Here is a 25,501-nt window from a genome sequence, read left to right as displayed (position 1 = left end):
AGCGGGGGGCTTGCCCCCCGCACCCCCCAGGATATTTCTGCACAGAAGACAGGGGCAGGACATGAATGCTTTGAACATCCAGAAGGGCGCGTCGAGCCATTCGGCCTATGACCTGCGCGATCCGAATGCGCAGGTCGAGGAAAGCCATACGCTGGCGGTGCTGGTCGAGAACGAGCCGGGCGTCCTGGCCCGCGTCATCGGCCTGTTTTCAGGGCGTGGCTACAACATCGACAGCCTGACCGTGGCCGAGGTGGATCATACCGGACACCGGTCGCGCATTACGGTCGTGACGCGGGGTACGCCCGCGGTGATCGAGCAGATCAAGGCCCAGCTGGGCCGGATCGTGCCGGTTCACGAGGTTCACGACCTGACCGTGGAGGGGCCGGCGGTGGAGCGCGAACTGGGCCTGTTCAAGGTGCGGGGACAGGGCGACCGGCGCGTCGAGGCACTGCGGATCGGCGACATCTTCCGCGCGAACGTGGTCGATTCGACGCTGGAAAGCTTTGTGTTCGAACTGGTCGGCACGCCGTCGAAGCTGGACGCCTTTGCGGATCTGATGCGGCCCCTTGGACTGACGGAACTGGCCCGCACGGGGGTCGCGGCCCTGGCGCGCGGGGCCTGACGCGCAGTCTTGTGCGGGGGGCGTGCCGCGGGGCTCAGCGACCGGCGCAGGCCCTTGCAGGCGGCAGGTCAAAGCCCGCCACGCGCTTGGCCGGCGCGGGCTGGTCGCAGGTCGAGACCACCCGAAGATGCTGGCTGCGCCGGTCGTCGGGGCCGGTCGCGCGCAGCAGTTGCGGCAGTTGCGGGCAGCCCTGTTCGGTCAGGATCGACACCCGCCGGGCGTGGCGCAGATTGCCGACCATCTCGCTGTCGAGTTCCACCAGATCGCCGGCATCGGGCCAATAATCTGCATCGATCAAATTGGTTCGGCCCTGCAGATAGGCAAGCGAAGCCTGGTCCTCGCACCAGACGACGGCCTTTTCCTTTGCCGTATTGCTCCAAACAACAACCCCGATCATGGGTTCCCCTCTTGCGGACTGCTTCACCACTGGCAGATGATGACCACACGACATCGTGTTATGTGCGTGTTTTTTGGATACAGCAGAAATCCGCCGATGCGCCACTGTTTTCTTGTGCCTGATCTGCATTTTTTTGCATTTGATCAAAGATTGATCAGGAAAATCGCGTAAAATGTTGTTAATCAATAACTATTAGTCCAGAAATTGATTCGAGCTCTGCGCGGTGAGACTTCAGCGCAACAGCCTCCGCAGCGAGAGCAAGGGCGTGACGTGAGGTTCTTCCGGCCGCCTCGGCATAGACCTGTGGCGAAATCCTGCTCAGCGCCAGCAAGGTTTGCTGCAGGTGCCGCTGCAGCTGGAAGTTGCCGGCGCCGTCGCGCGCAAGGGGCAGGACCGCCTCTTCCAGCAGCTCGGCCGCAGAGATCGATTGCAGAAATATCCGCGGATATTCGACCTCTGGCAAGGATTCCTCGGACCATTTCGACAGGATCTTCAGCATGTGGTTCAGCGCGAGGATCGCCGTTCCGGGGTCGTTCACCGCCGGCGACAGGGCGCGCTGGCCGATCTCGGACAGGACCTGCAGGCCGTGGCGAGGGTCCTGCTCGTAATCGCGGCTGTCGCGAATCGTCAGGCAGGCCAGGAATTCCTTGGACAGCGATCCGAGGTCGGCCACCACCCCCTGCACCCGCATGACGGTCGAAGCCGGGGACAGGAAATCGCCCGGGATGGCGTTCATATAAACCAGAACGCCCGTCTTGTCGGCAAGGCGCGACAGGCGGGCCATGTCGAGATGCTGCACATAGCCGACCTGGTCGGAGCGGATGACGACCGCATCTTCGGGCGGTGCGCCGCGCAGCGGGTTGGCGCCCATCCACGGCGATTTCAGGCGTTGCGCCATCGCCTCTGCGCCCGCCTCGGCGACCCGGGCCAGGGTGTCTCCGACAAGGCCGATGCGGCCCAGTTCGTCGATCCAGCGCAGGAGCGAGACGACCACGACCAGCACCACCAGCAGCGTCACCGCAAACAGCACCAGCCGCCCGGAACTGCCATAGATGCCGGTCTTCAGCAGGATGATGCTGACGAGGCTGAACAGGAAGGCGCCGATGAAGGTCGACAGCACCGTCTGGCTGACCGAATCCGACACCAAGAGCCCCGTCGCGCGCGGCGTCGCGGACGAGCCGGCATTCGCATAGGCGGCGGTCAGGATCGACAGCGAGAAGGTTGTCACCGCCAGCATCGAGGAGGCCAAGATCTGCAGGATCGATTCGATCGCATCGGCGCCGATCTTGCCTGGCAGGCTGTCGGGGATCAGCCCCTTCAGCGCCGCGCCCGCGGTCGCGGTGATCACGCCGAGGACCGCAAAGGCCGCGACCCGCACCCAGACCTTGCGCGACAGAACCTTCAGCCGGAACCGCAACTGGCTGATATCGGTCGCAGACCCGGCCATGACCTAGCGGAACCGGCCGTTGCGCACATCTGTCACCGCACGGCTGACCTGCGCGAGGCGCGCGGCGCGAGGCGGGTGGGTGCCCAGCATGTGGTCGCCGGGATCGGGGATCCGCTCGAAGAAGCGGGCGCCGTTCTCGGGGTCGAAGCCCGCGTTCAGCGTCATGATCGCGCCCAGATAGTCGGCCTGCAACTCCCAGTCCCTCGAATAGTAGCGCGATCCCACCGAGGCTCCGATCTGCTGGGCGGTCTCGATCGCGGAACTGTCGGCGCCATAGACCGAGGCGATGCTGCCCAGGATCACCGCGCCCGCCGCGGCCGCGCCGGCCTTGCGGTCGAGATGGTTCAGCACATGGTGGCTGGCCTCGTGGCCGACCACGAAGGCGATCTCGTCGGCGTTGCGGGTCGCGGCGATCAGCGACAGGGTCAGGCCGATGATCGGCCGGCCGCGATCGTCGATGGTCTGGAAGGCATTCGGCTCGAGCCCGGGGCGGTCGTCGACCACGAACATGAAGTCGCAATTGATCGGCTGGGTGCGGCGTTGCAGACATTCTCGTTCGACCGCGGGCTCCATCCGGGCCATGACCGAAACGAAGGTGCGGGCTGTGCTTTCGGGCGAGCCGTCGTTGCGGATCACCGGCATCGGCGTCGGCGCGGGGCCGTAGGGCTGTTCCGGCAGCGGCTGGACAGCCACGGGGGCGCAGGCGCCAAGGCCCAGAAAGCCGCACAAGAGGGCCGCCCTGGCCTGCCGCGTGGTGGTGCCCCTGCTCATCCTGGCCTCGCAAATCCGGTGGTGCCGCGTTCTGATGTCGGCTTTCGGCGCAGCTTATCGCGTGGCCGGAGCAGGCGCAAACCCCGTCGCCTTGCCGCGCCCGCCGCTTCGCGCGATTGTCAGGGCGAAGCAAGGAGATAAAAATGTTCACCATCGAGCATGATTTCGACGCCACCGTGATCACCCTGATCGACGAGGCCGAGCCCAACACCCGGCCCCTGAACGAGGACATCGTGATCCTGACCTTCGACGACCGGGTGGTGGTCGAGCAGATGGATCCCGACGGGACCGATGTCTCCCGGATCACCTTCACCCTGCAGCAACTGGCGGAGCTGCGGCTGGCGCTGAACCTGCCCGAGGGCAATTACCGCGTCGAAAGCCGCGAAGGCTGACCGGTGCGCGGGCGCCGCGCCCTGCGCCCACGGGCTTGCACCTCGCGCCCGGCTTTGGGAAACATCGCCGCAACAAGCGGCCGCAACCCGCGCGCCAGGCCGGGCACAGGAGAGACCGATGCAGCATCGCAACGAACAGGCGCTGGCGTTTCTGGCAACGCGCCGATCGCATCCCCCCAAGACCCTGACGGCGCCCGCGCCCGATCGCGACGAGATCCTGCGGCTTCTGGGACTGGCCGCCCGCGCGCCCGACCACGGAAAGCTGGAACCCTGGCGCTTTCTGGTGCTGACACGGCCGGCGCTGGACCGGCTGGCGCCGCTGCTGCACCAGGCCGTGCTGGATGCGGGCCAGGATCGCGCGGCGGCCGACAAGGCGGCGCTGGCTTTTGCGTCACCGGTGATCGTGGCGGTCATCTCGGCGCCTGTGCCCAGTGACAAGATCCCCGTCTGGGAACAGATCCTGTCGGCGGGAGCGGTCTGTCTGGGGCTGGTCAACGCGGCCCTGGCCTCGGGATGGGGGGCTGCATGGCTGACCGGCTTTGCGGCGGCGGATGAGGGTTTTGCGCGCCGCCATCTTGGCCTGCGCGATGGCGAACGTGTCGCCGGGCTGGTCCATGTCGGCACGCGCGGGGCGGTTCCGCCCGAACGGCCGCGCCCCGATCTTGCCGCAAAGACCGGCTGGCTGGAATGAGGGCCTTTCGCGCGCTGGCGCTTGGCTGGGCCGACCTGCTGCGTCCGCGAATCCTGTCGCTGGCCCTGATGGGGATGGGCCTGACGCTGGCCCTGTTCGTCGGCCTGCAGGCGCTGGTGTTCTGGTTGATCCGGCTGTTCACGCCGGGAAGCCTCAGCCTGCCGTGGCTGGGCACGATCGATGTCGGCAGCGCGTTGTCATGGGGCTCCCTGGCGCTGTTTCCGGTGATGGGCTTCTTCCTGATGGCGCCGGTCGCGGCAGGCTTCGCGGGCCTCTTCGCCGAGCGCGTGGCCGAGGCGGTCGAGGCGATCCACTATCCGCAGCGCAAGGGCGCCGGGCTGGACTTCCTTGACGGGCTGCTGGAATCGCTGGCGATCATGGCGGCGGTGATCGGGGTGGCGCTTTTGTCGCTGGTGCTGACGCCGCTGCTGGGACCGCTTGCGCCCTTGCTGTTCTACGGCGCGAATGGCTGGCTGCTGGGGCGCGAATTCTTCCAGATGGCGGCGCGGCGACACCTGGCGGAACCCCATGCCAGCGAGCTTCGGCGACGGCATGGCGGAACGGTCACGCTGGCCGGCGCGATGGTCGCCATCGCCCTGACGATCCCGGTCGTGAACATCGCGGTGCCCCTGCTGGCGGCCGCGGCCTTCACGCATCTGTTCCACATCCTCAGCGGAACATCCGGTCAAGCTGTTCCAGATCGGCGCGGGTGACGATCCCGCCAAGGATCAGCCAGGCGATCAGCCCCCACAGCAGCGCGGCCACCAGCGAGGTCCAGATCAGCTTGCGCCGCAGCCGCAGGTCGGCCGGTGCGCCCGCAGGCGTTCCCGGCACCACCTCTCCGGCATCCTGCTGGCTGCGCTGGCCAAGCGGCAGCACCACGAACAGTGTCAGGAACCACAGGACCGCATAAAGGACGATGCCGCCGGTCAGGTTCATCAGACCTGTTCCAGTTCGATCAGGCAGCCGTTGAAGTCCTTGGGGTGCAGGAACAGGACCGGCTTGCCATGCGCCCCGATCTTCGGCTCGCCGCTGCCCAGCACGCGGGCGCCCTCGGATTTCAGGCGGTCGCGCGCCGCGAGGATGTCCTCGACCTCGTAGCACATGTGATGGATGCCGCCCGAGGGGTTCTTGTCCAGAAACCCCTTGATGGGGCTGTCCTCGCCAAGCGGATAAAGCAGTTCGATCTTGGTGTTGGGCAGTTCGATGAAGACCACCGTCACGCCGTGATCGGGTTCTTCCTGCGGGGCGCCGACGCGGGCGCCAAGGGTGGTGGCGTATTGGGCCGCCGCCGCCTCCAGGTCCGGCACGGCAATGGCGACATGGTTCAGACGACCGATCATGGACACCTCCGGTTTCTGGGTCGTTCTAGGGCCTTCCGGCCCCAAGCGAAAGGGAAACCGCCCCGCGTTAACCGCTTCTTAGGGAATCGGCGCTTATCTGGGCGGACAGTGAATCTGAACGGAGCCGCGGAGATGCTGACCAATCTGGGAGCCGGACCGAAGGACCCCTTGCCGATGTGGCGCATGTCCCTGCCAGGGCGTCCGCTGACGGGCCTGACCGTGCTGGTCGTCGAGGATTCGCGCTTTGCCAGCGAGGCCGTGCGGCTGCTGTGCCTGCGCTCGGGGGCGCGCATCCGGCGGGCCGACTGCCTGCGCTCGGCGGCGCGGCACCTGCAGACCTACCGGCCGGCCATCGTGATCGTCGATCTGGGCCTGCCCGATGGTGACGGCGCGGGCCTGATCCGCCAGATCGCCACGGCCGAACCGCGCGTGCCGGTGATCCTCGGCATCTCGGGCGATCCCTCGGCACGCGACTCGGCGATGGCCGCCGGGGCCGATGGGTTCCTGCCGAAGCCGGTGGAAAGCCTTGCGGTGTTCCAGCAGGCGATCCTGTCGGCGCTGCCGCCGGAATCGCGGGGCGCCGGGTTGCGCATCCTGCCCGACGACGTGATCCAGCCCGACGCCTCTGGGCTGCGCGACGACCTCGCCCATGTCGCCGAGATCCTGTCGAACGCCCATGACACCGCCGCCATCGACTATGTGGCGCGGTTTCTGGCGGGCGTGGCGCGGTCGGCACATGATCCCGCACTGGAGGCGGCGGCGACGGCGCTGGCGCGCGACCATCAGGCCGGCCATGCGCTGGCCGCCGATCTGGCCCGCATCAGCGGCATGGTCCAGGACCGGCTGGCCAGCGTGGCCGAGATGTAGCGCCGCGCAGACCGTCCTCTGCGGGACTAGGCCAGCAGGCGCGGATCCTCGCCCATGTCGAGGCCCGGAAAAACGTCGCGTTCCAGGATGCCGCGCGGGGTCCCGAACAGCCCGTGCAGCGCCCATGCGGCATGGGCCCGCACGTCGCGCATCGGCATCAGGTCGCGTCCGGCATACAGATCGCCCTCGCCCAGGCCGGGCCAGCCCCCGATCGCCCGGCCGCCGCGCACCGCGCCACCCGCGACCAGCATCGCCCCTCCGGTGCCGTGGTCGGTGCCGCCGGTTCCGTTCTCGCGCGCGGTGCGGCCGAATTCGGTCATCGCCAGAACCGTCGTGCGGCCCCAGTTCGCGCCCAGGCCGTCGCGCAGGGTCAGGATCGCGGCCGCCAGCCGGTCCAGCGCCCGGCCGATGACCTGCACCTGCCCGGCATGGCTGTCCCAGCCCGCAATCGAAAAGCTTGCGATCCGGGTCTGGCCGTTCAGCCGGCCGGCCGCGAAACGCGCCAGCGCCCGGATGTCGCGTGTCGGCCCCTTCTCCTCGTCGATGCGTTCCAGCCCCTCCGCGACGATTTCCATCGCCTGCCCCCCGGCCTGACGGAACAGCGGATCGTCGTGCCAGACATGCTCCAGCAGCCGTTGTCCCTGCGCGGTCACGCGGAACCGCGTCTCGGGCGCCCAGCTTTTCGCGGGCGCGGGACCGTCGAGGATCCGCATGTCCTCGAGCCCGACCGAATAGGCGGTTTCCGACACCGCGCCCGGCATCTGCTGCAACAGCCGGTTCAGCCAGCCGTCGCGCTGCCGGATCAGGTCGAGATCGGTCCCGGTGCCGGCCTCCAGCATGTCCTGGCCGTCGAAATGGCTGCGCTTGTCGCGATAGGGGGTCGAGACGGCCGGCGCGAAGCCCATCTCGCCCGCCGTCCACAAGGGCATCAGCGGCTGCAGCGCCGGGTGCAGCGCGAAGAAGCCGTCCAGATCCGCCGCACCGCCCGCCGGCCCGGCCGAAAGGGTCTTGCGAAGGCCCGGCAGGGCCGGGTCGCCATAGGGCTGGAACACGTCCAGACCGTCCATCGCGCCGCGCAGGATGATGACCACCAGCCGGTTCTCGCCCGGCGCCGCCGCCAGCGAGATGCTGGTCAGCCAGGGATGCGCGGCGGCCGAACAGCCGATCAGCGCGCCGGATTTCAGGAACAGGCGACGTGACAGCATCGGATCACCTCCGGTTGAAATCGGCCGAGGCCAGCACGATCGCCAGCCCCTCGCCGGCCGATTCGGCCTTGGGCACCGCCCAGCGCAGCGGCTCGGAGGCGGTGGCGCCCAGGCTTGCCTCGAGGAAGGCGCGGGGGTCGGGCGTCTCGGCCAGCAGTCGCGGCGCCTGCCGCATCGCCCAGTCGATGCGCGCCGCCAGCCCCTGCGGCGTCGCCCAGGCGGTGGCGTCCTCGGGCCAGCCATCCGGGCCTCGCGGCATTCCCCATCGCTGGCCCATGCCGGCCAGCGGCCGGATCAGCCGCGCCTGCACAACCCGGTCGGGCATGGCCATGATCTCGTCATGGCCAAGGCCCAGACCGCGCAGGGCGGCGACCACGAAGTCGAAGGGCTGGCGCAGCTTCTGGCGGAAATGGGTCCCAAGTTCGGGCGCCTCGACCAGGTCGCGATACAGCGCCGACAGATCGCCGTCGCTCTCGAGATAGATGCCGGCTAGCCGGTCGACCAGCGCCTGCGGCGGATCGTCAGCCACGAAATGCACCGCGATCTTGCGCGCCAGATGTGCCGCCGTCGCCGGATGCCGGGCCAGATCCTCGATCACCGCCCGGATGTCGCCCATGCCCGCCTCGGCGCCGCCATAGCGACGGCCCAGCACGGTTTCGGCCCCCGGCTCGGCCATGCCGGGGCGGAACCGCCCGCCGGTGCGGGCGTCATAGGTCAGTCCGGTCAGCAGCATGGCAAGCTGGCGCACATCGGTCTGCGAATAATCGGCGCCCACGCCGAGGCTGTGCAGCTCGATCATCTCGCGCGCGAGGTTCTCGTTCAGGCCCAGATGCCGCTCGGTCTTGTTGCGGGCCACGCGCGAATTGGGGCCGAAGGACCGGTCTTGGTTGAGGTAGGACAGCATCCGCGGATGCGTCTCGGCCGCAAACATCATGTCGGCAAAGCGGCCGCCAAGATGAGGCCGGATGGCGTCATCGACAAGGGCCATGGCCATCACGGTCTGGAAGGGATTGCCGCCCTGCACCGTGAAGTGATCGGACCAGAACTGCACCAGCCGTTCGCCGAAGCCCGCCGGGGCGCCAGCCGCGCGGGCCAGCCGCGTCCGCTGCGCCCGCTCGGCCCGCCGCATCGCCTCGTCGCGATACCTGTTGCGGTCGCCCTGCCCCTCGCCGGCATCTGCCCGGCGCACCTGCTCGCCGTGCTTCAGGCGCAGCGCGGCGGCCTCGGCGGTGGTCAGGGCATCGGAATCGGGGCCGGCCTCGGTGACCGACGCCAGAACCTGATCCGGGCTGGCCGGGGAGGACTGGTGTGCAGACAGGCCATAGCCCAGCCGGATCGCGGCCAGTTCGGGAAAGGGGACCATCTCTGCCTCGTCGCCACGGTTGCGCCCGGTTCGCGCGGACTATGGCACGGGGCGGCCGGCGCGTCAGATCACTCTTTTGGCAGCACCCGCAGCCGCAGGTCGCGCAGCTGTTCGTTGGTGGGTTCGGACGGCGCGCCCATCATCAGGTCCTCGGCGCGCTGGTTCATCGGGAACATGATGACCTCGCGGATATTCGCCTCGTCGGCCAGCAGCATCACGATGCGGTCGATCCCCGCCGCGCAGCCGCCATGCGGCGGGGCGCCATAACGGAACGCCTTGACCATGCCGCCGAACCGCTTTTCGACCTCGGAGGCCGGATAGCCGGCCAGTTCGAACGCCTTGAACATGATCTCGGGCTTGTGGTTGCGGATCGCGCCCGACACCAGCTCGTAGCCGTTGCAGGCCAGGTCATACTGATAGCCCTTGACCGCCAGCGGATCGCCCGACAGCGCGTCCAGCCCCCCCTGCGGCATCGAGAACGGGTTGTGGGAAAAGTCGATACGGCCGTCGTCGGTTTTCTCATACATCGGGAAATCGACGATCCAGGCGAATTTGAACTGGTTCTCGTCGGTCAGGCCCAGTTCGCGGCCGATCTCGTTGCGGGCACGGCCGGCCACCGCCTCGAAACTCTCGGGCTTGCCGCCGAGGAAGAAGGCCGCGTCACCCTCGCCCAGACCCAATTGCACCCGGATCGCCTCGGTCTTTTCGGGGCCAAGCGCCTTGGCGATGGGCCCGGCGGCCTCGGCCGTGCCGTCCTCGGCCTTGCGCCAGAAGATATAGCCCATGCCCGGCAGGCCCTGCTGTTGGGCAAAGGCGTTCATCCGGTCGGCGAACTTGCGCGAGCCGCCGGTGGGCGCGGGGATGGCGCGAACCTCGGTGCCGTCCTGTTCCAGCAGCTTGGCGAAGATGCCGAAGCCCGAGCCGCGGAAATAGTCGCTGACGACCTGCATCTCGATCGGGTTGCGCAGGTCGGGCTTGTCGCTGCCATATTTCAGCATCGCCTCGGCATAGGGGATGCGCGGCCAGTCGGCATCGACGCGGCGACCGCCGCCGAATTCCTCGAACAGGCCCTGGATGACCGGCTGGACGGTGGCGAACACGTCTTCCTGTTCGACGAAGGACATCTCCATGTCCAGCTGGTAGAAATCGGTCGGGCTGCGGTCGGCGCGCGGGTCCTCGTCGCGGAAACAGGGCGCGATCTGGAAATACTTGTCGAAGCCCGCCACCATGATCAGCTGCTTGAACTGCTGCGGCGCCTGCGGCAGGGCATAGAACTTGCCCGGATGCAGCCGCGACGGCACCAGGAAGTCGCGCGCGCCCTCTGGCGAACTGGCGGTGATGATCGGGGTCTGGAATTCGGTGAAGTTCTGGTCCCACATGCGGTTGCGGATCGACCGCACCACCTGCGACCGCAGCATGATGTTGTTGTGCAGCGTCTCGCGCCGCAGGTCCAGGAAGCGGTAGGCGAGGCGGGTTTCCTCGGGATAGTCCTGATCGCCGAAGACCGGCAGCGGCAGGTCTTCCGACGGCCCCAGCACCTGAAGGCCGGTCGCATAGACCTCGATCTCGCCGGTCGGCAGCTTGGCGTTGATCAGGCTGGCATCGCGCAGCTTGACCCGGCCATCGATGCGCACGACGGTTTCGGCGCGCAGCTTTTCCATCGCGGCAAAGGCCGAGCTGTCGCTGTCGGCCAGCACCTGCGTCATGCCGTAATGGTCGCGCAGATCGACGAACAGCACCCCGCCGTGATCGCGGACGCGATGGACCCAGCCCGACAGACGGACGGTTTCGCCGGCTTGGGCGGCGGTCAGATCGGCGCAGGTGTGGCTGCGATAGGCGTGCATGGCGGACCTCGTTCGTTCAGCCCACGCATGAAGCGTGGGAAGGGCGGGAAGTCAACCGCTCAGAACGGGCGCACCACGTTGCCGCTGTAGAAATAATAGCCCATTCCCACGGCAAAGAGGATGTTGCCGGCGACCGCGTGCAGCACCCATGCGGCGGGAAAACCGTGGCGCAGGTAGGCGCGTGCGAAGATCCAGCCCCCGGCGAAGGTCATCGCCGCGACGACCCATGACCAGTACATCAGATGCGCGAAGGAAAACACCGCCGCGTTGATGGCGATGGCCCCGCGGCCCGCGGGCAACAGGCTGCCATAGCGGTGATAGAACAGCGGCCGAAAGATCAGCTCCTGCGGCAGCGCGGACAGGATGGGGTACAGCGCCCAGATCACCAGCAGGAATTCGGGCCGCGCCCGCAGGATCGCGAACAGCGCCTCGGGCCGCGCCAGCCACAGGATCGCCACCCCCGAGGCCAGCGTCGCCAGCGCGATGCCCAGCACCTCCCACCAGGGCATTCGCCGGCCGCGGACCAGGTTTCGCCAGTCGAAGCCGCCGGTCCGCCACAGCAGGGCCAGCCCCGCGAGGCTGAACAGGAACAGCGCCGTGAAAAGCTGCTGCGGCGGCAGGACCAGGGCGATGGCCAGCGGCGCGGCCACATACAGCGCCGCGAATTCGGCCAGCAGCCAGGGGCGCGCCCTTATCGCGTCAGGCGCGTCGACAGCCATCGGGCCCAGTCGGAGGAGGTGCCGGCAAAGGCGTTCAGATCCACATCGCCCTGGATGCCCGGCACGGTGCCGGTGCCGGAATACTGCCAGAAAGCCCAGTTCTGCCCCGGATAGGTCATGCGCGGATGATCGGCGACCGACCGCAGCCAGAATTCGGCCCGCATGTCGCCCAGCCGGTTGTCGCGGTAGAAATCGACGGTGGTGTAGATGATCGGACGCTGGCCGTAATGGCGCCCGACGATGTCCAGGAAGACATTCGCCTCGCGCTTGATCTCGGCCGGGCCGGGGCGGCCGGGGCAGTTGCGCGAATTGGTCCATTCGAGGTCCAGCACCGGCGGCAGCGAACCGATCTCGCGCGGGACGTTGCGGATGAACCACTGCGCCTGCTCGGCACCGCTGCGGCAGAAATAGTAATAGTGATAGGCGCCGCGGGGCATCCGGGCCGCGGCGGCCTCGCGCCAGTAGCGCTGGAAGCTGGGATCGCTGTGATCGCCGCCCTCGGTGGCCTTGATGAAGGCAAAGCTGACGCCCGCGGCGCGCACCCTGCCCCAGTCGATCGACCCCTGCCAGCGCGAGATGTCGATGCCGTGGACCTGATGGTTGTAGGGGTGGCCGTTGCGCCAGGCATGGGGCTTGCGGTCGCCCAGTTCGGGCACCGTGCCGCCGACATAGACCCCGCCGCCGCCGCCGCCCGCGGGACCGCGCGGCGGCGTGCGCGCGCAGGCCACCGCCACGATCAGCATCAGCCCTAGAACCAGTTTGGTGAAATGCCGCATCCTGCCCTCGAATCTGCCCGACTGACGGTCCGCGTTGCCCGCGGTTCATCGGGGTTATCGCAAAGCCGTGAGCCAAAGTCACCGCCTCGTGACGGTCAACTTCGCGTCAGGACAGGTCTTCACATGAAGCTGCCCCGATGCGTGGCACCGGGGCAGTTTTAAAAGGTCGTGGCCGGCGTCAGTTCGCGGGTGCAGCGGTCTCGTCGGTCTCTCCGACCGGGGCCGCGCCCTCGGGAGAGATCGGCGCGCTGCCCTCGGCACCGGTGCCCTCGGCATCAGACAGGGTGCTTTCGGCCGGGGGCGGCGTGGTGGCGATGCCTTCGTTCTGCTCGTCGATGCCGGGCAGGAACACGAAATAGGCGATGACGGCAACCAGCAGCGCCACGGCGATGGCGATGATGGCGGGGCGGTGGTTGCGGGCCGCGGTCTCGGGCCGATGCTCGTTGTGGGACATGCGGTTTCCTTTCCACTTCGGTTGTCAGACCAACACGACCCGCGCCCGATCAGTTCCGGTCCGGGACCAGCTTGCCGGGGTTGAGGATGTCGCCGGGGTCCAGCGCGGCCTTGATCGCGCCCATCACCTGCCACGCCTCGCCATGCTCGGCCGCCATCAGCCCGCGCTTGCCGATGCCGATGCCATGTTCGCCGGTGATGGTGCCCCCGACCGCAAGGGCACGTTCGGCCATCCTGACCGCGATCCGCCTGGCCGCCGCGACCTCGTCGGCGTCATCGGGATCGACAAGGATCTGCGCGTGGAAATTGCCGTCGCCGACATGGCCCACCATCGGGCCGATCAGGCCGGCGGCGCGGATGTCGGCATCGGCCGCCGCCACCGCCGCCGCCAGATGCGACATCGGGACGCAGACATCGGTCACCACGCCGGTCGCGCCCGGCCGCAACGCGCGGCAGGCATTGTAGGCGCCATGCCGCATCCGCCACAGCCGCGCCCGATCCTCGGCCGAGACCGCCCAGTCGAACCCGGTCGCGCCAAACTCTGCCGCCAGTTCGCCGAAGCTCGCGGCATCCTCGCGCACCCGGCCGGCCGACCCGTGAAATTCGACCATCAGATGCGGGGTTTCGGGCAGGGCGCTGAGGGAATGAAGGTTGAAGGCCCGCGCGGTCGCCGCATCGACGAATTCGATCCGCGCCATCGGGATGCCCGACTGGACCACCGCCGCGACGCATTCGACGGCCCGATGCAGGTCCGCAAAGGCGCAGACTGCGGCCGAGACCTCCTCGGGCTGGCCGTGCAGGCGCAGGGTCAGTTCGGTGATGATCCCCAGTGTCCCCTCCGAGCCGAGAAACAGCGCCGTCAGGTCGTATCCCGCGCTGGATTTCGCGGCCCGCGTGCCGGTGCGGATGATCCGGCCATCGGCCAGCACCACCTGAAGACCCAGCACGTTGCTGCGCATCGTGCCATAGCGCACCGCTGTGGTGCCGCTGGCGCGGGTGGCGGCCATGCCGCCAAGGCTGGCATTGGCGCCCGGATCGACCGGAAAGAACAGCCCCGTCGCGCGCAATTCGGTGTTCAACGCCTCGCGCGTCAGGCCCGGCTGGACGCTGGCCTGCATGTCGCCGGCGCGAACCTCGACGACCCGCGCCATGCGCGACAGATCCAGCGTCACCCCGCCGCGTAGCGCGAGGGCGTGACCTTCAAGCGAGGTGCCCGTCCCCCAGGGGATGACCGGGATGCCGGCCGCCGCGCAGATCGTGACGACGCGCGCCACCTCGTCGGCATCCTCGGGCCATGCCACCGCGTCGGGCGGCGGGCCGCGATGAAAGCTTTCCGAGGCCGCGTGATGGGCGCGATCCGCCGCAGCCACCGACAATCGCGGGCCAAGGAAATCCTTCAACCGCGCCGCCACATCTGCCCTCAGTTCCATCGGCGATCCTCCGCTTATGGCGGCCAGAATAGGCCCTTGAGGAAACTTGGCAAATGGTGCGACGTTCTGTCATCAGCCGTTCACGAAATCGCCATAACGTGCAGCCCGAAACCACCCCGACGCCTCAGGGGCGCATCGCAAGCAGGACAGCAGGACATGGAACCCAGCTGGATTTCTCAGGCCTCGCGCAGGCTTGCCAGACACCGCGTGACGGCGATGCCCGAAGGGCTTGAGCCCGAGGCGCCGGCGGCCTCGGACCGCGCCTATGTGACGCTGGTGACCAACCCCGACTATCTGCCCGGGGCCGAGGCGCTGCTCCGCTCGCTGCGGCTGACGGGCACCGAGGCCGATCTGGTGGTGATGCATCGCGGCCTTCATCCCGCGCATCTGGCGCGGCTGCGGGCGCATGGCGCGCGGCTTGTGGCGGCGGATCTGCTGCCCACGTCGCAGGCCTTCGACCGCGCCCATGCCCGCGACGCTCTGCATGCACGCGCGGCGTTCACGCGCGGCAGCAAGCCCGATTTCCACACCCCGCTGGACAATTTCATCAAGCTGCGACTGTGGCAGCTGGACTATGCGCGCTGTGTCTTCATCGACGCCGATGCGGTGGTGCTGCGCCCGGTCGAGAAGCTGTTCGAGCTGCCGGAATTCTGTGCCGCGCCGAATGTCTATGACGGGCTGGACGGATTTCACCGGATGAATTCGGGCGTATTCACTGCCCGCCCCGATCCGCTGCGCTATCGCGACATGCTGGACCGGCTGGACCGCCCCGGCGCCTTCTGGCGGCGCACCGACCAGACCTTCCTGCAGGATTACTTCCCCGATTGGCACGGCCTGTCGATCCACCACAACATGCTGCAATATGTCTGGATGAACATGCCCGAGCTGTGGAGCTGGGGCGACATCCGCATCCTGCATTTCCAGTACGAAAAGCCCTGGCAGGACCATGACAAGGCGCTGGCGCTGCGCCCGCTGATCGACCTGTGGCGGGCGATCGCGGCGGGCCATCCGGTGCCCGACCTCGCCGCGCAGGTCCGCCCGGCCGCGTGATGCGCATCGCGATGACCGGCGCGGGCGGGCTTGTCGGCAGCCTGATCCTGCCGGTCCTTCGCGCGGCCGGCCATAGCGTCACCGCGATCAGCCGCGACAGCGGCTTTCGGCTGGGCGATGCGCCGGACCTGGGCGGCCATGAGGCGCTGATCCACTGCGCCTTTGCGCATCGACCCGGGCGCTATCGGGGCGGCGAGGGCGATGATCCGGCGGGGTTCCGTGCCGCCAATCTGGACGGCTCGATCACCCTTTTCGAGGCCGCAGCGGCGCAGGAGGTCACGCGCATCCTGTTCCTGTCCTCGCGCGCCGTACAGGACGGTCAGCCGCCGGGGATGCTGCTGACCGACGACCTGCCGGCCTGCCCCGCGGACCTTTACGGCGAGGTCAAGGCGGGCGCCGAGGCGCATCTCGCCGCCCTGGCCGGTCGCGGCATCGCCACCACCGCCATCCGGGCGACCGGCATCTACGGACCGGGCCCCGCGCAGAAGTGGCGCACCCTCTTCGCCGAACATCTGGCCGGCCGTCCGGCCGGGCCGCGCGTCTCGACCGAGCTGCATGGCGTCGATCTGGCCGATGCGATGCTGCGGCTGCTGGCGCATCCCGCGCCACCGCGCCTTGTCAACGCGAGCGACCTGATCCTGGATCGCCACGATCTGCTGGCGGCGCTGAACGCATCGACGGGCTGCATGACGCCGCCGCCCGACCGCGCCTGCGGGGCGGCGCTGCGCCTGCCCTCCTGCGCGGCGCTGGCGCGGATGGGCTGGCGACCCGGCGGGCGCGCAAGGCTGGCCGCCACCCTGCCCCTGCTGCTGGACCCGGCGGCGCATTTGTGATTCGCTGGTCCCGCAAGTCGGGGCGACGAGAGGCATGGCCAGGGAACAATCGGCAGGGGGCGGCGGCCGGCGCGGAAGTCGGCCGAATCTCGGCTATCGGCGGACCGGCTGGCGGTATCTGCGCGGGCGCGGCCGCCGGGCCGTCCGGATCATGCGCAATCACGGGCCGAGCCAGCTGCAATTCTGGCTGCTGGCCCTGCTGATCGGGATCGGCGCGGGCTTTGCGGCGCTGGGCTTCCGGCTGGGCATCGCGGCGCTGCAGCGGCTGATCTATGGCGCAGACGACCTCACGCTTGCGACCACGGCCGGGCGACTGCCGTGGTTCTGGGTTCTGAGCGTGCCGGTGCTGGGCGGGCTGGTCGTCGGGCTGATCCTCGACCGCTTTACCCCGGATGCGCGCGTGCGTGCCGTGGCCGATGTGATCGAAGGCGCCGCGCTGGAGGGCGGCCGGGTCGAGACGCGCGAGGGGCTGGCCTCGGCGGCGGCCTCGCTGATCACGCTTGGCACCGGCGGCAGTTCGGGGCGCGAAGGCCCGGTGGTTCACCTGGCGGGCGTGATCTCGACCCAGGTGGCCGACCGCATCAAGGCCAGCCCGATCACAGGGCGCGACCTGCTGGGTTGCGCCGTCGCGGGGGCCGTCGCCGCCAGTTTCAACGCGCCCATCGCGGGGGCGCTGTTCGCGCACGAGGTCGTGCTGCGCCACTTCGCGCTGCACGCCTTTGCGCCCATCGCCATTGCAGCGGTCGCAGGGACGGTCATCAACCGGCTGGAATTCGGCGGGCTGACCGAATTCACCCTGCCGCCGATGACCGATCTTGCCTTCTATGTGGAACTGCCCGCCTTCATGCTGCTGGGGCTGGTGTCGGCGCTGGTTGCGGCGGCGATGATGACCGCCATCTTCCGGGCCGAGCGGGTCGGCACCTGGGCGATGCGGCGCCTTGGCTGGCCGCGCTGGCTGCGCCCGACCGTGGCGGGGCTGATCCTCGGCGCCATCGCGATTCCGTTCCCGCACATCATCGGCGTCGGATACGAGACCACGGCGGCGGCGCTGAACGGACGGATCGGTCTGGTCGAGGCGGTGGTCTTTGCGGTCGTCAAGGCGGTGGCCGTGGCGGTCACGCTTGGCGGGCGGATGGGCGGCGGGGTGTTCTCGCCGGCACTGGTGATGGGCTCGCTGACCGGGCTGGCCTTCGGCATCATCGCCACCTGGATGCTGCCAAGCGTGTCGGGCTCGGTCGCGCTTTACGCCTTTGCCGGGATGGGCGCGGTCGGCGCGGCGGTCCTTGGGGCGCCGATCTCGACCGCGCTGATCGTGTTCGAGATGACCGGCGACTGGCAGACCGGGATCGCGGTGATGACTGCCGTCTCGCTCAGCTCGGCGCTGGCCTCGCGGCTGGTCCACCGGTCCTTCTTCCTGACACAGCTCGAGAATCGCGGCGTGCATGTGGCCGAGGGGCCGCAGGTCTGGCTGCCCCAGAAGATGCGGATCACGGCGATCCGGCGCGGCCTCGAGGATGCGGACGCGCCCTCGCCGGACCTGGTGCGCAATCTGGCCGAAGGCGGCCAGGCGCTGACCGAGGGGATGACGCTGGAACAGGCGCTGCGCGAGTTCCGCCGCACCGGCGCCGCCTTCCTGCCGGTGCTGCGCCCGCCCGAGCCGGCCGGCGACGCGGCTTTTGCCGGCCAGCCGGGCCCCGAGATCGTCGGTGTCGTCTATCACGTCGACGCGCTGCGGGCGCTGAACGAGGCGTTGTCGGCTGCGGCGGCCGAGGAACACGGCTGAGGCGCGCTCAGCCCCGCCGCATGGCCGCCATGCCCAGCACGCGGGCGCGCTTGCGCGGGTCGCTGTCGAACAGCGCGGCAAGCTGTTCGGTGATCGCGCCGGCAAGCTGTTCGGCATCGGTGATCGTGACCGCGCGTTCGTAATAGCGCGTCACGTCATGGCCGATGCCGATGGCCAGAAGTTCGACCGCGCGTTTCTTCTGGACCATCGCGATCACGTCGCGCAGATGCTTTTCCAGATAGTTGGCAGGGTTCACCGACAGGGTCGAATCATCGACCGGTGCCCCGTCCGAGATCACCATCAGGATCTTGCGGGCCTCGGCGCGGCGCACCAGCCGCTTGTGGGCCCATTCCAGCGCCTCGCCGTCGATGTTTTCCTTCAGCAGCCCTTCCTTCATCATCAGCCCCAGATTGGGGCGCACCCGACGCCAGGGCGCGTCAGCGGGCTTGTAGATGATGTGGCGCAGGTCGTTCAGCCGGCCCGGCTGCGCGGGCCTGCCGGCCTGCAGCCAGGCCTCGCGCGCCTGCCCGCCCTTCCAGGCGCGGGTGGTGAAGCCGAGGATCTCGACCTTGACCGAGCAGCGTTCCAGCGTCCGTGCCAGCACATCGGCGCAGATCGCCGCAATGCTGATCGGCCGGCCGCGCATCGAGCCGGAATTGTCGATCAGCAGCGTCACCACGGTATCGCGGAACTCGGTGTCCTTCTCGACCTTGAAGGACAGCGGCGTGGTCGGATTGGCCACCACGCGGGCCAGCCGGCCGGCATCAAGGACCCCCTCTTCCTTGTCGAATTCCCAGCTGCGGTTCTGCTGGGCCTGCAAGCGGCGCTGCAGTTTGTTGGCCAGCCGGCTGACGGCGCCGCGCAGGGGTTCCAGCTGCTTGTCCAGATAGGCTCGCAGCCGCTCCAGCTCGGCCGGGTCGGCCAGATCCTCGGCCCGGATCTCCTCATCCCATTGCTGGGCGAAGACCGCGTAGTCGGGGCTGGCCTCGCTGACCGGAGGCGGCATGTCCGGCGGCGTCTCGGCCTCGGGCATCTCGGCCTCGTCGGTCAACTCCTCGTCGGACTGGTCATCCATGCTGACCTGGGCCTGGCGTTCGTCCTGCTGCTGTTCCTGGCTGCGTTCGGCCGAGCTGTCGCTGTCCTCGCTGTCGTCCTGATCGCGCGACTGGTTGTCGCCGGCCTCCTCGTCCTGCTCGGCGTTGTCCTCGGCGTCGTCGTCCTCGGGCTCGTCGGGATCGTCGCCCAGCTGGTCGCCATAGCCCAGATCGCTGATCATCCGGCGGGCCAGCCGCGCGAAGGCCGCCTGATCGGCCAGCACGGCATTGGCATCGGCCAGCGCCTCGCCGGCCTGCTGTTCGACGAAGGGGCGCCACAGGTCGGCGACATGCTGCGCCCCGGCAGGCAGTCTGCGCCCGGTCGCCGCCTGCCGCAGCAGATAGCCCGCCGCCACCGACAGCGGCGCGTCCGAGGGGGCCTTGATCTGGGCGTAACCCTTCTTGTCGGCCTCGGCGCCGATCCGCGCGTCGATGTTGGACAGCGCGCCGGGCATGTCGCGGGCGCCCAGCGCCTCGCAGCGCGCGGTCTCGAACGCCTCGTAAAGTTCCCGGGCCATCGGCCCCGAAGGGGCGAATTTGCTGTGGGTCGCCGCGTCGTGATGGCGCAGCCGCATCGCCAGCGCATCGGCGGTGCCGCGCGCCAGCAGGATCTCGTCGCGGCCCATGCGGCGGCTGATCTGCGGCAGGCGCATGGTGTCGCCGGCCACCCCCGAGGGATCGGCGCTGAAGGTCACGTTCAGTTCACGCGCGTCGGACAGCGCGCGCGTGGCCTCGGTCAGGGCCTTCTTGAACGGGTCTGCGGGGTTGTCGGACTTCTTCATTCCTTCCATAGACCACCAGCCGGGGCGCGGGGCAAGATCCTGCGGCATGGTGCGCCCATGCACCCCGGCTGTGCGGCGCTGCGCCTTTCGCCTCCGCAACGAAATCCCCAGTCTGCGCGTTGAAGACCGACGCCGTATCAACAGAGGGGCCATTCCGTGACCAAGCCGAAAATTGCCGTCATCATCAGTTCGACCCGCGAGACCCGCTTTGCCGACAAGCCCGCCGAATGGTTCATGGGCAAGGTCGCGGATCACGCCGACCTGGAATTCGACCTCGTCGACCTGCGCGACCAGGACCTGCCCTTCTTCGACGAGAAGGCCTCGAACCTGTGGATGCCGTCCGAGGACCCGCGGGCGGTGGCGTGGCAGCAGAAGCTGGCCGGCTATGATGGCTATGTGTTCATCGTGGCCGAATACAACCATTCGATCACCGGCGCGCTGAAGAACGCGCTGGATCAGGCCTACAAGGAGTGGAACCGCAAGCCGCTGGCCGCGGTCGGCTATGGCGGCGTCGGCGCGGCCCGCGCGATAGAGCATCTGCGCCTGATCGGGATCGAGTTGCAGATGGTCCCGCTGCGCAATGCCGTCCATATCGGCGGCGGCGATTTCATGAAGGTGTCGCCGCTTGGCGAGAACGGGCCGATGTCGGCGATCGAGGGGCATCTGCAAGGATCGCTGGACGGGATGCTGGACGAACTGGTCTGGTGGACCAGGGCGACCAGGGCGGCCCGCGACGCCTGAGCCGCCAGGACGGCTGCGCGATCAGGGGTCGCTGGACCCGGCCCCGGCCAGCGCGCCGCGCCGGGCCAGCAGCGCCGCCAGAACCCTGTCGGGCAGCGGCAGCGCCAGCCATCGGCGCAGGCCGCGCGAGGCAGCAAGCGCGGCCGGATTGGGTGGCAGATCCTGCGGGTTCGCGACACCGCCTTGCGCGGCCTGAAGGTCGCGATCAAGGGCGGCCGAAAACCCGTCCGCGGTCAGTCCCAATGCGCGATCCAGCGCGATCGCATCCCGCCTGTAGCGGCCGTCGAGCCGCCCCGCAGCGCGCGGCAAGATGCCCAGCCGCGGGGTCGGCACAGGGCTCGGCTGCCGGGCATAGCGCCGCGCGAATTCGTAGCCCACGGCGTGGCGCAGGCCCCGCGACCGCGTCCTGATTCCCGACTGCAACCTCTGGATTTCGCCCAGCGCGACGCAATCGAGGCTCTGGTTCAGGGACGGTGCCTGCGGCGGGCGTTGCGCCGCGCCGGTCGCCAGCGCGAGAAAATCTGTCACGATATCCCCGCCGACCAGATGGGCACGGATCAGCGGGCGGGGAATGTAGGCATCGCCGAAGGTTTCGCGACAGGCCTGCACGACACCGCTGCGGCAGAAGCGACCCTGCCGCGTGGTCTGCTGCACGAAGTCCGGAAACGGCCGGAATTCCAGGCCGATCTTGACCGACTCGGCATAGCCCGAGCGCATCCTGGCGACATGCGGCCTGAGATAATGGACGATCTCGATGCGCCCGGCATGGGGCCGCAACTCGGCCTCGATGAACTCTCTCAACCGGGCGGGCGCGAGAAAGGACAGATTTTCCGCCGAGATCACGCAGCAGGCGGCAGACGGCGCGGCACGCAGATCCGCCCGAAACCGCGCCAGCCTGCGCCGGCATTCGGCCGGGCCCGGCCCGCCATCCACGGCGCGCAGCGCATCGGCGACGGCATTGTGGTTCGCATCGCGCCCCGGAAAGGCGATGTCGAAGCCCATCGCACCGTCCCGCCCCCGGGTCAGCACATGCTGCAAGGTGGTCGAGCCGGCCTTGGTGTCCCCGATATGCAGGACCAGCCGCTCGAACCGCGCCATGCCTCAGCGGGCCTTGGCGACCGCGCTTTCGGGCAATTCCTCGTCGAACAGGCGCTGATAGAACTCGGCCACGGTCTGACGCTCAAGCTCGTCGCATTTGTTGAGGAAGGTCAGCCGGAAGGCATAGCCGATATTGTCGAAGATGCGGGCGTTCTGCGCCCAGCTGATCACCGTGCGCGGCGACATCACCGTGGACAGGTCGCCCTGCATGAAGGCGGTGCGGGTCAGGTCGGCCAGCGTCACCATCTGGCTGATCGCGCGGCGGCCCTTCTCGTTGTTGTATTGCGGCACCTTGGCCAGCACGATGGCGGCCTCGGCGTCGTGGGACAGGTAGTTCAGCGTGGCGACCAGCGACCAGCGGTCCATCTGGCCCTGGTTGATCTGCTGGGTGCCGTGGTAAAGCCCCGTCGTGTCGCCCAGGCCCACGGTGTTCGCGGTGGCGAACAGCCGGAAGCAGGGATTCGGGGTGATGACCTCGTTCTGGTCCAGCAGGGTCAGCTTGCCGTCGGCCTCAAGCACCCGCTGGATCACGAACATCACGTCGGCGCGGCCGGCGTCGTATTCGTCGAAGACAATGGCCGTCGGGTTGCGCAGCGCCCAGGGCAGGATGCCCTCGTGGAACACCGTCACCTGCTTGCCATCGACCAGCTTGATCGCGTCCTTGCCGATCAGGTCGATGCGCGACACATGGCTGTCGAGGTTCACCCGCACGCAGGGCCAGTTCAGACGCGCCGCGACCTGTTCGATATGGGTGGACTTGCCTGTGCCGTGATAGCCCTGGATCATCACCCGGCGGTTATAGGCAAAGCCCGCCAGAATCGCGAGGGTCGTGTCGGGATCGAACTTGTAGGTGCTGTCGATCTCGGGGACGCGCTCGCTGCGGTCGGCGAAGCCCTTGACCTTCATGTCGCTGTCCAGCCCGAACACCTCGCGCAGGTCGATGTCTTCGGTGGGTTTGGCGTTCATGTCCAGCATCGTCGGGCCCTTTCCTCGCAACGCCGCCTTGATCGCGCATAAGTCAGGCGCGTGCAAGAAGGGCGCGCGTTGACGCCGCCCGCGGGCCTACCTAATGTCGGGGGCGAACGAGGCATTAAGGCAAGCGCACCGGTGCAGGACGCCCGCAGGTTACAGCTGGAAGAGATGATCGCCCGGACGGCGCTTGGCGACAGGGCGGCATTCGATGCCCTCTACGAGGCCACATCGGCCAAGCTGCATGCCGTCTGCCTGTCGGTCCTGAAGGATCGGCCCGAGGCCGAGGAAACCCTGCAGGAAGTCTATATCAAGATCTGGCAAAGCGCCGAACGCTATGCCTCGAACGGTCTGTCGCCGATGACGTGGCTGATCACCATCGCCCGCAACCGCGCCATCGACCGGCTGCGCGCGCGCAGTTCGCGACCGGTGACCGCGCCGGCCGAGGCGGCGGCCCACGTCGCCTCGGGCGAGCCCGGTCCCGAGGCCGCGACGATCCGCGCGCAGGAACGGCGGCTGCTGGACGAATGTCTGGCCCAGCTGGCCGAACAGCAGGCCGGGGCGGTGCGCGCCGTCTATCTTGAAGGCGCTACCTATGCCGACCTGGCCGAGCGTGAGGGCAAGCCCATCAACACCGTCCGCAGCTGGCTGCGCCGCAGCCTGTTGCGCCTGAAGGACTGTGTCAGCCAATGACCGACGAGACGCAGCTGACCCCCCTGGAAGAGGACGAGGCACTGGCCGCCGAACTGGCGCTTGGCCTGCTGGATGGCGACGAGGCGCGCGATGCGGTGGCCCGGCTGTCGAGTGATGCGGGTTTCGCGCAGTCCGTCCGCGACTGGCAGGAAAGGCTGGCCGGGCTGGCCGACCGCCTGACGCCGGTGATGGCCCCCGCGCGTGCCCGCCAGAGGATCCGCGAGACGCTGGGCCACGGCACCGCGCCGCTGAGCCAGCCTGCCTCCGGCCCGGCCCGCGCCTGGTGGCGTGGCCCGTTCGGGGCGCTTCTGGGGCTGGTGGCGGTGGCCGCGGTCGCGGCCTTCCTGTGGCTGCCGGGACAATTGCCCACGACGCCCACCACGCCCGCGCCCGATTATCAGGCCCAGCTTGTCACCGAGGATCAGGCAGTGCGCGTCGCCGCCCGGCTGGCGGGCAGCGAGATGGAGATCGCGCTGGAGCAGGGTGCCGTGTCCGAAGGCCGCGACTACGAGATCTGGTGGATCCGCCCGGATGGCAGCGCGCCCATCTCGATCGGCCTGGTGCCGCATTCGGGCAGCGCGCGCATGACCCTGCCGGCCAGTCTGGACCCCTCGGAGGGCATCAGGATCGCGTTGTCCGACGAACCCGCCGGCGGTTCGCCCACCGGGCAGGCGACGGGTCCGGTCGTCGCCATCGCCGATCTCACCCGCTTGTGACCGTGCCGCGCCGGGCGGCGGACGCAACTTCCTCCTCCCGCCTGCGTGTCTCGATAGGCACGGGCGCGCCTGCACGGTTGTGGCGCGCGGCGTGCCGCCGAGACCGTGTCGATGCCGAAGATCCAACCGGCACGGACCCGCCCGCCACCCAGATGGCGGGCGCACTGGCCCGCGCGCATCCCCTTCCGCGCGGGCCTTTTTTTTGCGGCGGCCCCGGCTTTCGGCGGCCATGGCCGGCGGCCCGCGCAACCAACTTGTATCCCGTGCGTTGCCGCGTCACTGTCGCTTCGGGTGACGACAAACCGGATGGAGACGGGATGAGCGGTCTGATTGCGCTTCTGGACGACGTGGCCGCGATCTCGAAGGTGGCGGCGGCGTCGCTGGACGATGTTGCGGGACAGGCCGCGAAGGCGGGGGCCAAGGCGGCGGGGGCGGTGATCGACGATGCCGCCGTGACGCCGAAATATCTGCAAGGCTTCCAGGCCACGCGCGAATTGCCGATCGTCTGGAAAATCGCCCGCGGCTCACTGTTCAACAAGCTGGTGATCCTGCTGCCGATGGCGCTGCTGCTGTCGGCCTTCGCGCCGTGGCTGATTACCCCGCTGCTGATGATCGGCGGCGCCTATCTGTGCTTCGAGGGCGCCGAGAAGGTCGCGCATCTCTTTGCCCGCGGCGAACGCCATGACAGCGAACAGCACATCCACCCCGAAGGCGACGGCGCGGCGCTGGAGGAAAAGCGCGTGGCGGGCGCGATCAAGACCGACTTCATCCTGTCGGCCGAGATCATGACCATCGCCCTCGCCACCATCCCGGTCGAGGATTCCTTGTGGATGAAGGCGCTGATCCTCGTGGTCGTCGCCATCGGCATCACGTTGGCGGTCTATGGCGCGGTGGCGCTGATCGTGAAGGCCGATGACGTCGGCCTGCACATGGCGACCGGGCGGCGCGGCGTTCTGGCCGCGTTGGGGCGCGGCATCGTGAAGTTCATGCCGGGCTTCATGGTCGCGCTGACGACGCTTGGCACCGCGGCGATGCTGTGGGTCGGCGGCCAGATCGTGCTGCACGGGATGGGCGAACTGGGCTGGCACGCACCCTACGACTGGATCAAGCACCGGGCCGAGGACGCCGCGGCACTTGTGCCGCAGGCACCCGGCGTCGCGGCATGGGCGACGACGGCCTTTTTTGACGGGCTGTTCGGCCTGGCGCTGGGGATGGCGCTGATTCCGCTGGTCACCCGGGTCATCAACCCGCTGCTTGCGGTGACGGTCCTTCCGGTCATCGGCGCGGTCAGGACCATGTTCGGCGGTGGCAGCACAGGGAAAATCGGGGAACAAAGCCGAAAATAATCGCGCATTGACCGCTTGATCAAACGCTGCCACATTTCCTTCACAATACTGTTGCGCGACCGTCACCCGAGGCCGC

27 protein-coding genes are annotated in these 25,501 nt (G+C 68.6%); 12 read left to right on the top strand and 15 right to left on the bottom strand.

All coding sequences use genetic code 11. From position 1 onward, the window contains the following. Positions 1-61: 61 nt before the first annotated feature. Positions 62-622, top strand: coding sequence for an acetolactate synthase small subunit (ilvN, locus tag Q5Y72_RS11465; RefSeq protein WP_305963560.1), 561 nt, complete (start codon positions 62-64; stop codon positions 620-622). A gap of 34 nt (positions 623-656) precedes the next feature. Here the strand turns inward: ilvN and Q5Y72_RS11460 are convergent, their stop codons facing one another. Genes Q5Y72_RS11460 through Q5Y72_RS11450 form a run of 3 tightly spaced genes read right to left on the bottom strand, consistent with a single transcriptional unit; the run spans position 657 to position 3,237 of the window. After that, positions 657-1,205, bottom strand: a complete 549-nt coding sequence (locus tag Q5Y72_RS11460) for a hypothetical protein (RefSeq protein WP_305963559.1) — start codon at positions 1,203-1,205, stop codon at positions 657-659. Continuing rightward, the gene (locus Q5Y72_RS11455; protein ID WP_305963558.1) at positions 1,198-2,466 is read right to left on the bottom strand and encodes a DUF2254 domain-containing protein; all 1,269 of its coding nucleotides are present in this window, start codon (positions 2,464-2,466) and stop codon (positions 1,198-1,200) included. Before Q5Y72_RS11455 ends, Q5Y72_RS11460 begins: the two co-directional genes overlap by 8 nt. A 3-nt stretch (positions 2,467-2,469) precedes the next feature. Beyond that, a complete protein-coding gene (locus tag Q5Y72_RS11450) occupies positions 2,470-3,237 on the bottom strand; it encodes a M48 family metallopeptidase (protein ID WP_305963557.1) in 768 nt (255 codons plus the stop codon). A gap of 143 nt (positions 3,238-3,380) precedes the next feature. Between Q5Y72_RS11450 and Q5Y72_RS11445 the strand changes: the two genes are divergently transcribed. The 3 genes from Q5Y72_RS11445 to Q5Y72_RS11435 all read left to right on the top strand — a co-directional run bounded on the left by Q5Y72_RS11445 (position 3,381) and on the right by Q5Y72_RS11435 (position 5,033). Continuing rightward, the gene (locus Q5Y72_RS11445) at positions 3,381-3,629 is read left to right on the top strand and encodes a DUF8831 family protein (protein WP_305963556.1); all 249 of its coding nucleotides are present in this window, start codon (positions 3,381-3,383) and stop codon (positions 3,627-3,629) included. A gap of 118 nt (positions 3,630-3,747) precedes the next feature. Then, positions 3,748-4,320, top strand: coding sequence for a nitroreductase family protein (locus tag Q5Y72_RS11440; protein ID WP_305963555.1), 573 nt, complete (start codon positions 3,748-3,750; stop codon positions 4,318-4,320). Then, the gene (locus Q5Y72_RS11435) at positions 4,317-5,033 is read left to right on the top strand and encodes an EI24 domain-containing protein (RefSeq protein ID WP_305963554.1); all 717 of its coding nucleotides are present in this window, start codon (positions 4,317-4,319) and stop codon (positions 5,031-5,033) included. The genes Q5Y72_RS11440 and Q5Y72_RS11435 overlap by 4 nt, the downstream gene beginning before the upstream one ends. Here the strand turns inward: Q5Y72_RS11435 and Q5Y72_RS11430 are convergent. Continuing rightward, a complete protein-coding gene (locus Q5Y72_RS11430; RefSeq protein WP_305963553.1) occupies positions 4,990-5,259 on the bottom strand; it encodes a DUF1467 family protein in 270 nt (89 codons plus the stop codon). The two genes, Q5Y72_RS11435 and Q5Y72_RS11430, sit on opposite strands and share 44 nt — an antisense overlap. Beyond that, positions 5,259-5,663 (bottom strand): methylmalonyl-CoA epimerase, encoded by a 405-nt coding sequence (mce, locus tag Q5Y72_RS11425; protein ID WP_305963552.1) that lies wholly within the window; start codon positions 5,661-5,663, stop codon positions 5,259-5,261. The genes Q5Y72_RS11430 and mce overlap by 1 nt, the downstream gene beginning before the upstream one ends. 132 nt (positions 5,664-5,795) lie before the next feature. Between mce and Q5Y72_RS11420 the strand changes: the two genes are divergently transcribed. Further along, entirely contained in the window at positions 5,796-6,530 is a 735-nt protein-coding gene (locus Q5Y72_RS11420) for a response regulator (protein WP_371930813.1), read from the top strand. Between the two features lie 26 nt (positions 6,531-6,556). On the opposite strand, the gene Q5Y72_RS11415 is transcribed toward Q5Y72_RS11420, so the two are convergent. The 7 genes from Q5Y72_RS11415 to Q5Y72_RS11385 all read right to left on the bottom strand — a co-directional run bounded on the left by Q5Y72_RS11415 (position 6,557) and on the right by Q5Y72_RS11385 (position 14,314). Continuing rightward, positions 6,557-7,735, bottom strand: a complete 1,179-nt coding sequence (locus tag Q5Y72_RS11415; protein WP_305963551.1) for a DUF1501 domain-containing protein — start codon at positions 7,733-7,735, stop codon at positions 6,557-6,559. A 4-nt stretch (positions 7,736-7,739) separates the two neighbouring features. Next, entirely contained in the window at positions 7,740-9,098 is a 1,359-nt protein-coding gene (locus Q5Y72_RS11410; protein ID WP_305963550.1) for a DUF1800 domain-containing protein, read from the bottom strand. 68 nt (positions 9,099-9,166) lie between these two features. Further along, complete coding sequence (gene aspS, locus Q5Y72_RS11405) at positions 9,167-10,942, bottom strand: aspartate--tRNA ligase (protein ID WP_305963549.1); 1,776 nt, start codon at positions 10,940-10,942, stop codon at positions 9,167-9,169. A 59-nt stretch (positions 10,943-11,001) separates the two neighbouring features. Next, positions 11,002-11,661, bottom strand: a complete 660-nt coding sequence (locus Q5Y72_RS11400) for a CPBP family glutamic-type intramembrane protease (protein WP_305963548.1) — start codon at positions 11,659-11,661, stop codon at positions 11,002-11,004. After that, complete coding sequence (locus tag Q5Y72_RS11395) at positions 11,634-12,437, bottom strand: glycoside hydrolase family 25 protein (RefSeq protein ID WP_305963547.1); 804 nt, start codon at positions 12,435-12,437, stop codon at positions 11,634-11,636. The genes Q5Y72_RS11400 and Q5Y72_RS11395 overlap by 28 nt, the downstream gene beginning before the upstream one ends. A 178-nt stretch (positions 12,438-12,615) precedes the next feature. Beyond that, positions 12,616-12,891 carry a hypothetical protein gene (locus Q5Y72_RS11390; RefSeq protein ID WP_305963546.1) on the bottom strand — a complete coding sequence of 92 codons (276 nt, stop codon included), beginning with the start codon at positions 12,889-12,891 and terminating at the stop codon, positions 12,616-12,618. 49 nt (positions 12,892-12,940) lie between these two features. Further along, entirely contained in the window at positions 12,941-14,314 is a 1,374-nt protein-coding gene (locus tag Q5Y72_RS11385; protein ID WP_371930815.1) for an FAD-binding oxidoreductase, read from the bottom strand. A 222-nt stretch (positions 14,315-14,536) separates the two neighbouring features. Here Q5Y72_RS11385 and Q5Y72_RS11380 point away from each other — a divergent pair, with 222 nt between their 5' ends. From Q5Y72_RS11380 to Q5Y72_RS11370, 3 genes are all read left to right on the top strand, one after another. Then, positions 14,537-15,370: a glycosyltransferase gene (locus tag Q5Y72_RS11380; RefSeq protein WP_305963618.1), complete on the top strand. Its 834-nt coding sequence runs from the start codon at positions 14,537-14,539 to the stop codon at positions 15,368-15,370. Continuing rightward, positions 15,370-16,203, top strand: coding sequence for an NAD-dependent epimerase/dehydratase family protein (locus tag Q5Y72_RS11375; RefSeq protein WP_305963544.1), 834 nt, complete (start codon positions 15,370-15,372; stop codon positions 16,201-16,203). The genes Q5Y72_RS11380 and Q5Y72_RS11375 overlap by 1 nt, the downstream gene beginning before the upstream one ends. A 151-nt stretch (positions 16,204-16,354) precedes the next feature. Then, positions 16,355-17,986 (top strand): chloride channel protein, encoded by a 1,632-nt coding sequence (locus Q5Y72_RS11370; protein WP_371930812.1) that lies wholly within the window; start codon positions 16,355-16,357, stop codon positions 17,984-17,986. Positions 17,987-17,993: 7 nt separating this feature from the next. Here the strand turns inward: Q5Y72_RS11370 and cobT are convergent, their stop codons facing one another. Beyond that, the gene (gene cobT / locus Q5Y72_RS11365; RefSeq protein WP_305963543.1) at positions 17,994-19,862 is read right to left on the bottom strand and encodes a cobaltochelatase subunit CobT; all 1,869 of its coding nucleotides are present in this window, start codon (positions 19,860-19,862) and stop codon (positions 17,994-17,996) included. A gap of 156 nt (positions 19,863-20,018) precedes the next feature. Between cobT and Q5Y72_RS11360 the strand changes: the two genes are divergently transcribed. Then, on the top strand, positions 20,019-20,603 hold the full coding sequence (locus tag Q5Y72_RS11360) for an NADPH-dependent FMN reductase (protein ID WP_305963542.1): 585 nt from the start codon (positions 20,019-20,021) through the stop codon (positions 20,601-20,603). 21 nt (positions 20,604-20,624) lie between these two features. Here the strand turns inward: Q5Y72_RS11360 and Q5Y72_RS11355 are convergent, their stop codons facing one another. Beyond that, positions 20,625-21,701, bottom strand: a complete 1,077-nt coding sequence (locus Q5Y72_RS11355) for a hypothetical protein (protein ID WP_305963541.1) — start codon at positions 21,699-21,701, stop codon at positions 20,625-20,627. Positions 21,702-21,704: 3 nt separating this feature from the next. After that, a complete protein-coding gene (gene cobS / locus Q5Y72_RS11350) occupies positions 21,705-22,676 on the bottom strand; it encodes a cobaltochelatase subunit CobS (RefSeq protein ID WP_305963540.1) in 972 nt (323 codons plus the stop codon). Between the two features lie 132 nt (positions 22,677-22,808). On the opposite strand from cobS, the gene Q5Y72_RS11345 reads away from it, so the two are divergent. The 3 genes from Q5Y72_RS11345 to Q5Y72_RS11335 all read left to right on the top strand — a co-directional run bounded on the left by Q5Y72_RS11345 (position 22,809) and on the right by Q5Y72_RS11335 (position 25,425). Further along, the gene (locus Q5Y72_RS11345; protein WP_371930811.1) at positions 22,809-23,363 is read left to right on the top strand and encodes a sigma-70 family RNA polymerase sigma factor; all 555 of its coding nucleotides are present in this window, start codon (positions 22,809-22,811) and stop codon (positions 23,361-23,363) included. Further along, on the top strand, positions 23,360-24,079 hold the full coding sequence (locus Q5Y72_RS11340) for an anti-sigma factor (protein ID WP_305963539.1): 720 nt from the start codon (positions 23,360-23,362) through the stop codon (positions 24,077-24,079). The genes Q5Y72_RS11345 and Q5Y72_RS11340 overlap by 4 nt, the downstream gene beginning before the upstream one ends. 317 nt (positions 24,080-24,396) lie before the next feature. Beyond that, positions 24,397-25,425: a DUF808 domain-containing protein gene (locus Q5Y72_RS11335; RefSeq protein ID WP_305963538.1), complete on the top strand. Its 1,029-nt coding sequence runs from the start codon at positions 24,397-24,399 to the stop codon at positions 25,423-25,425. The last annotated feature ends 76 nt before the right edge of the window (positions 25,426-25,501 follow it).

This window comes from Paracoccus spongiarum, from assembly GCF_030732095.1.
GTDB lineage: Bacteria > Pseudomonadota > Alphaproteobacteria > Rhodobacterales > Rhodobacteraceae > Paracoccus > Paracoccus spongiarum.
Note: the sequence above shows the minus strand (reverse complement) of the source record. Positions and strands in the feature narration are given on the sequence as shown.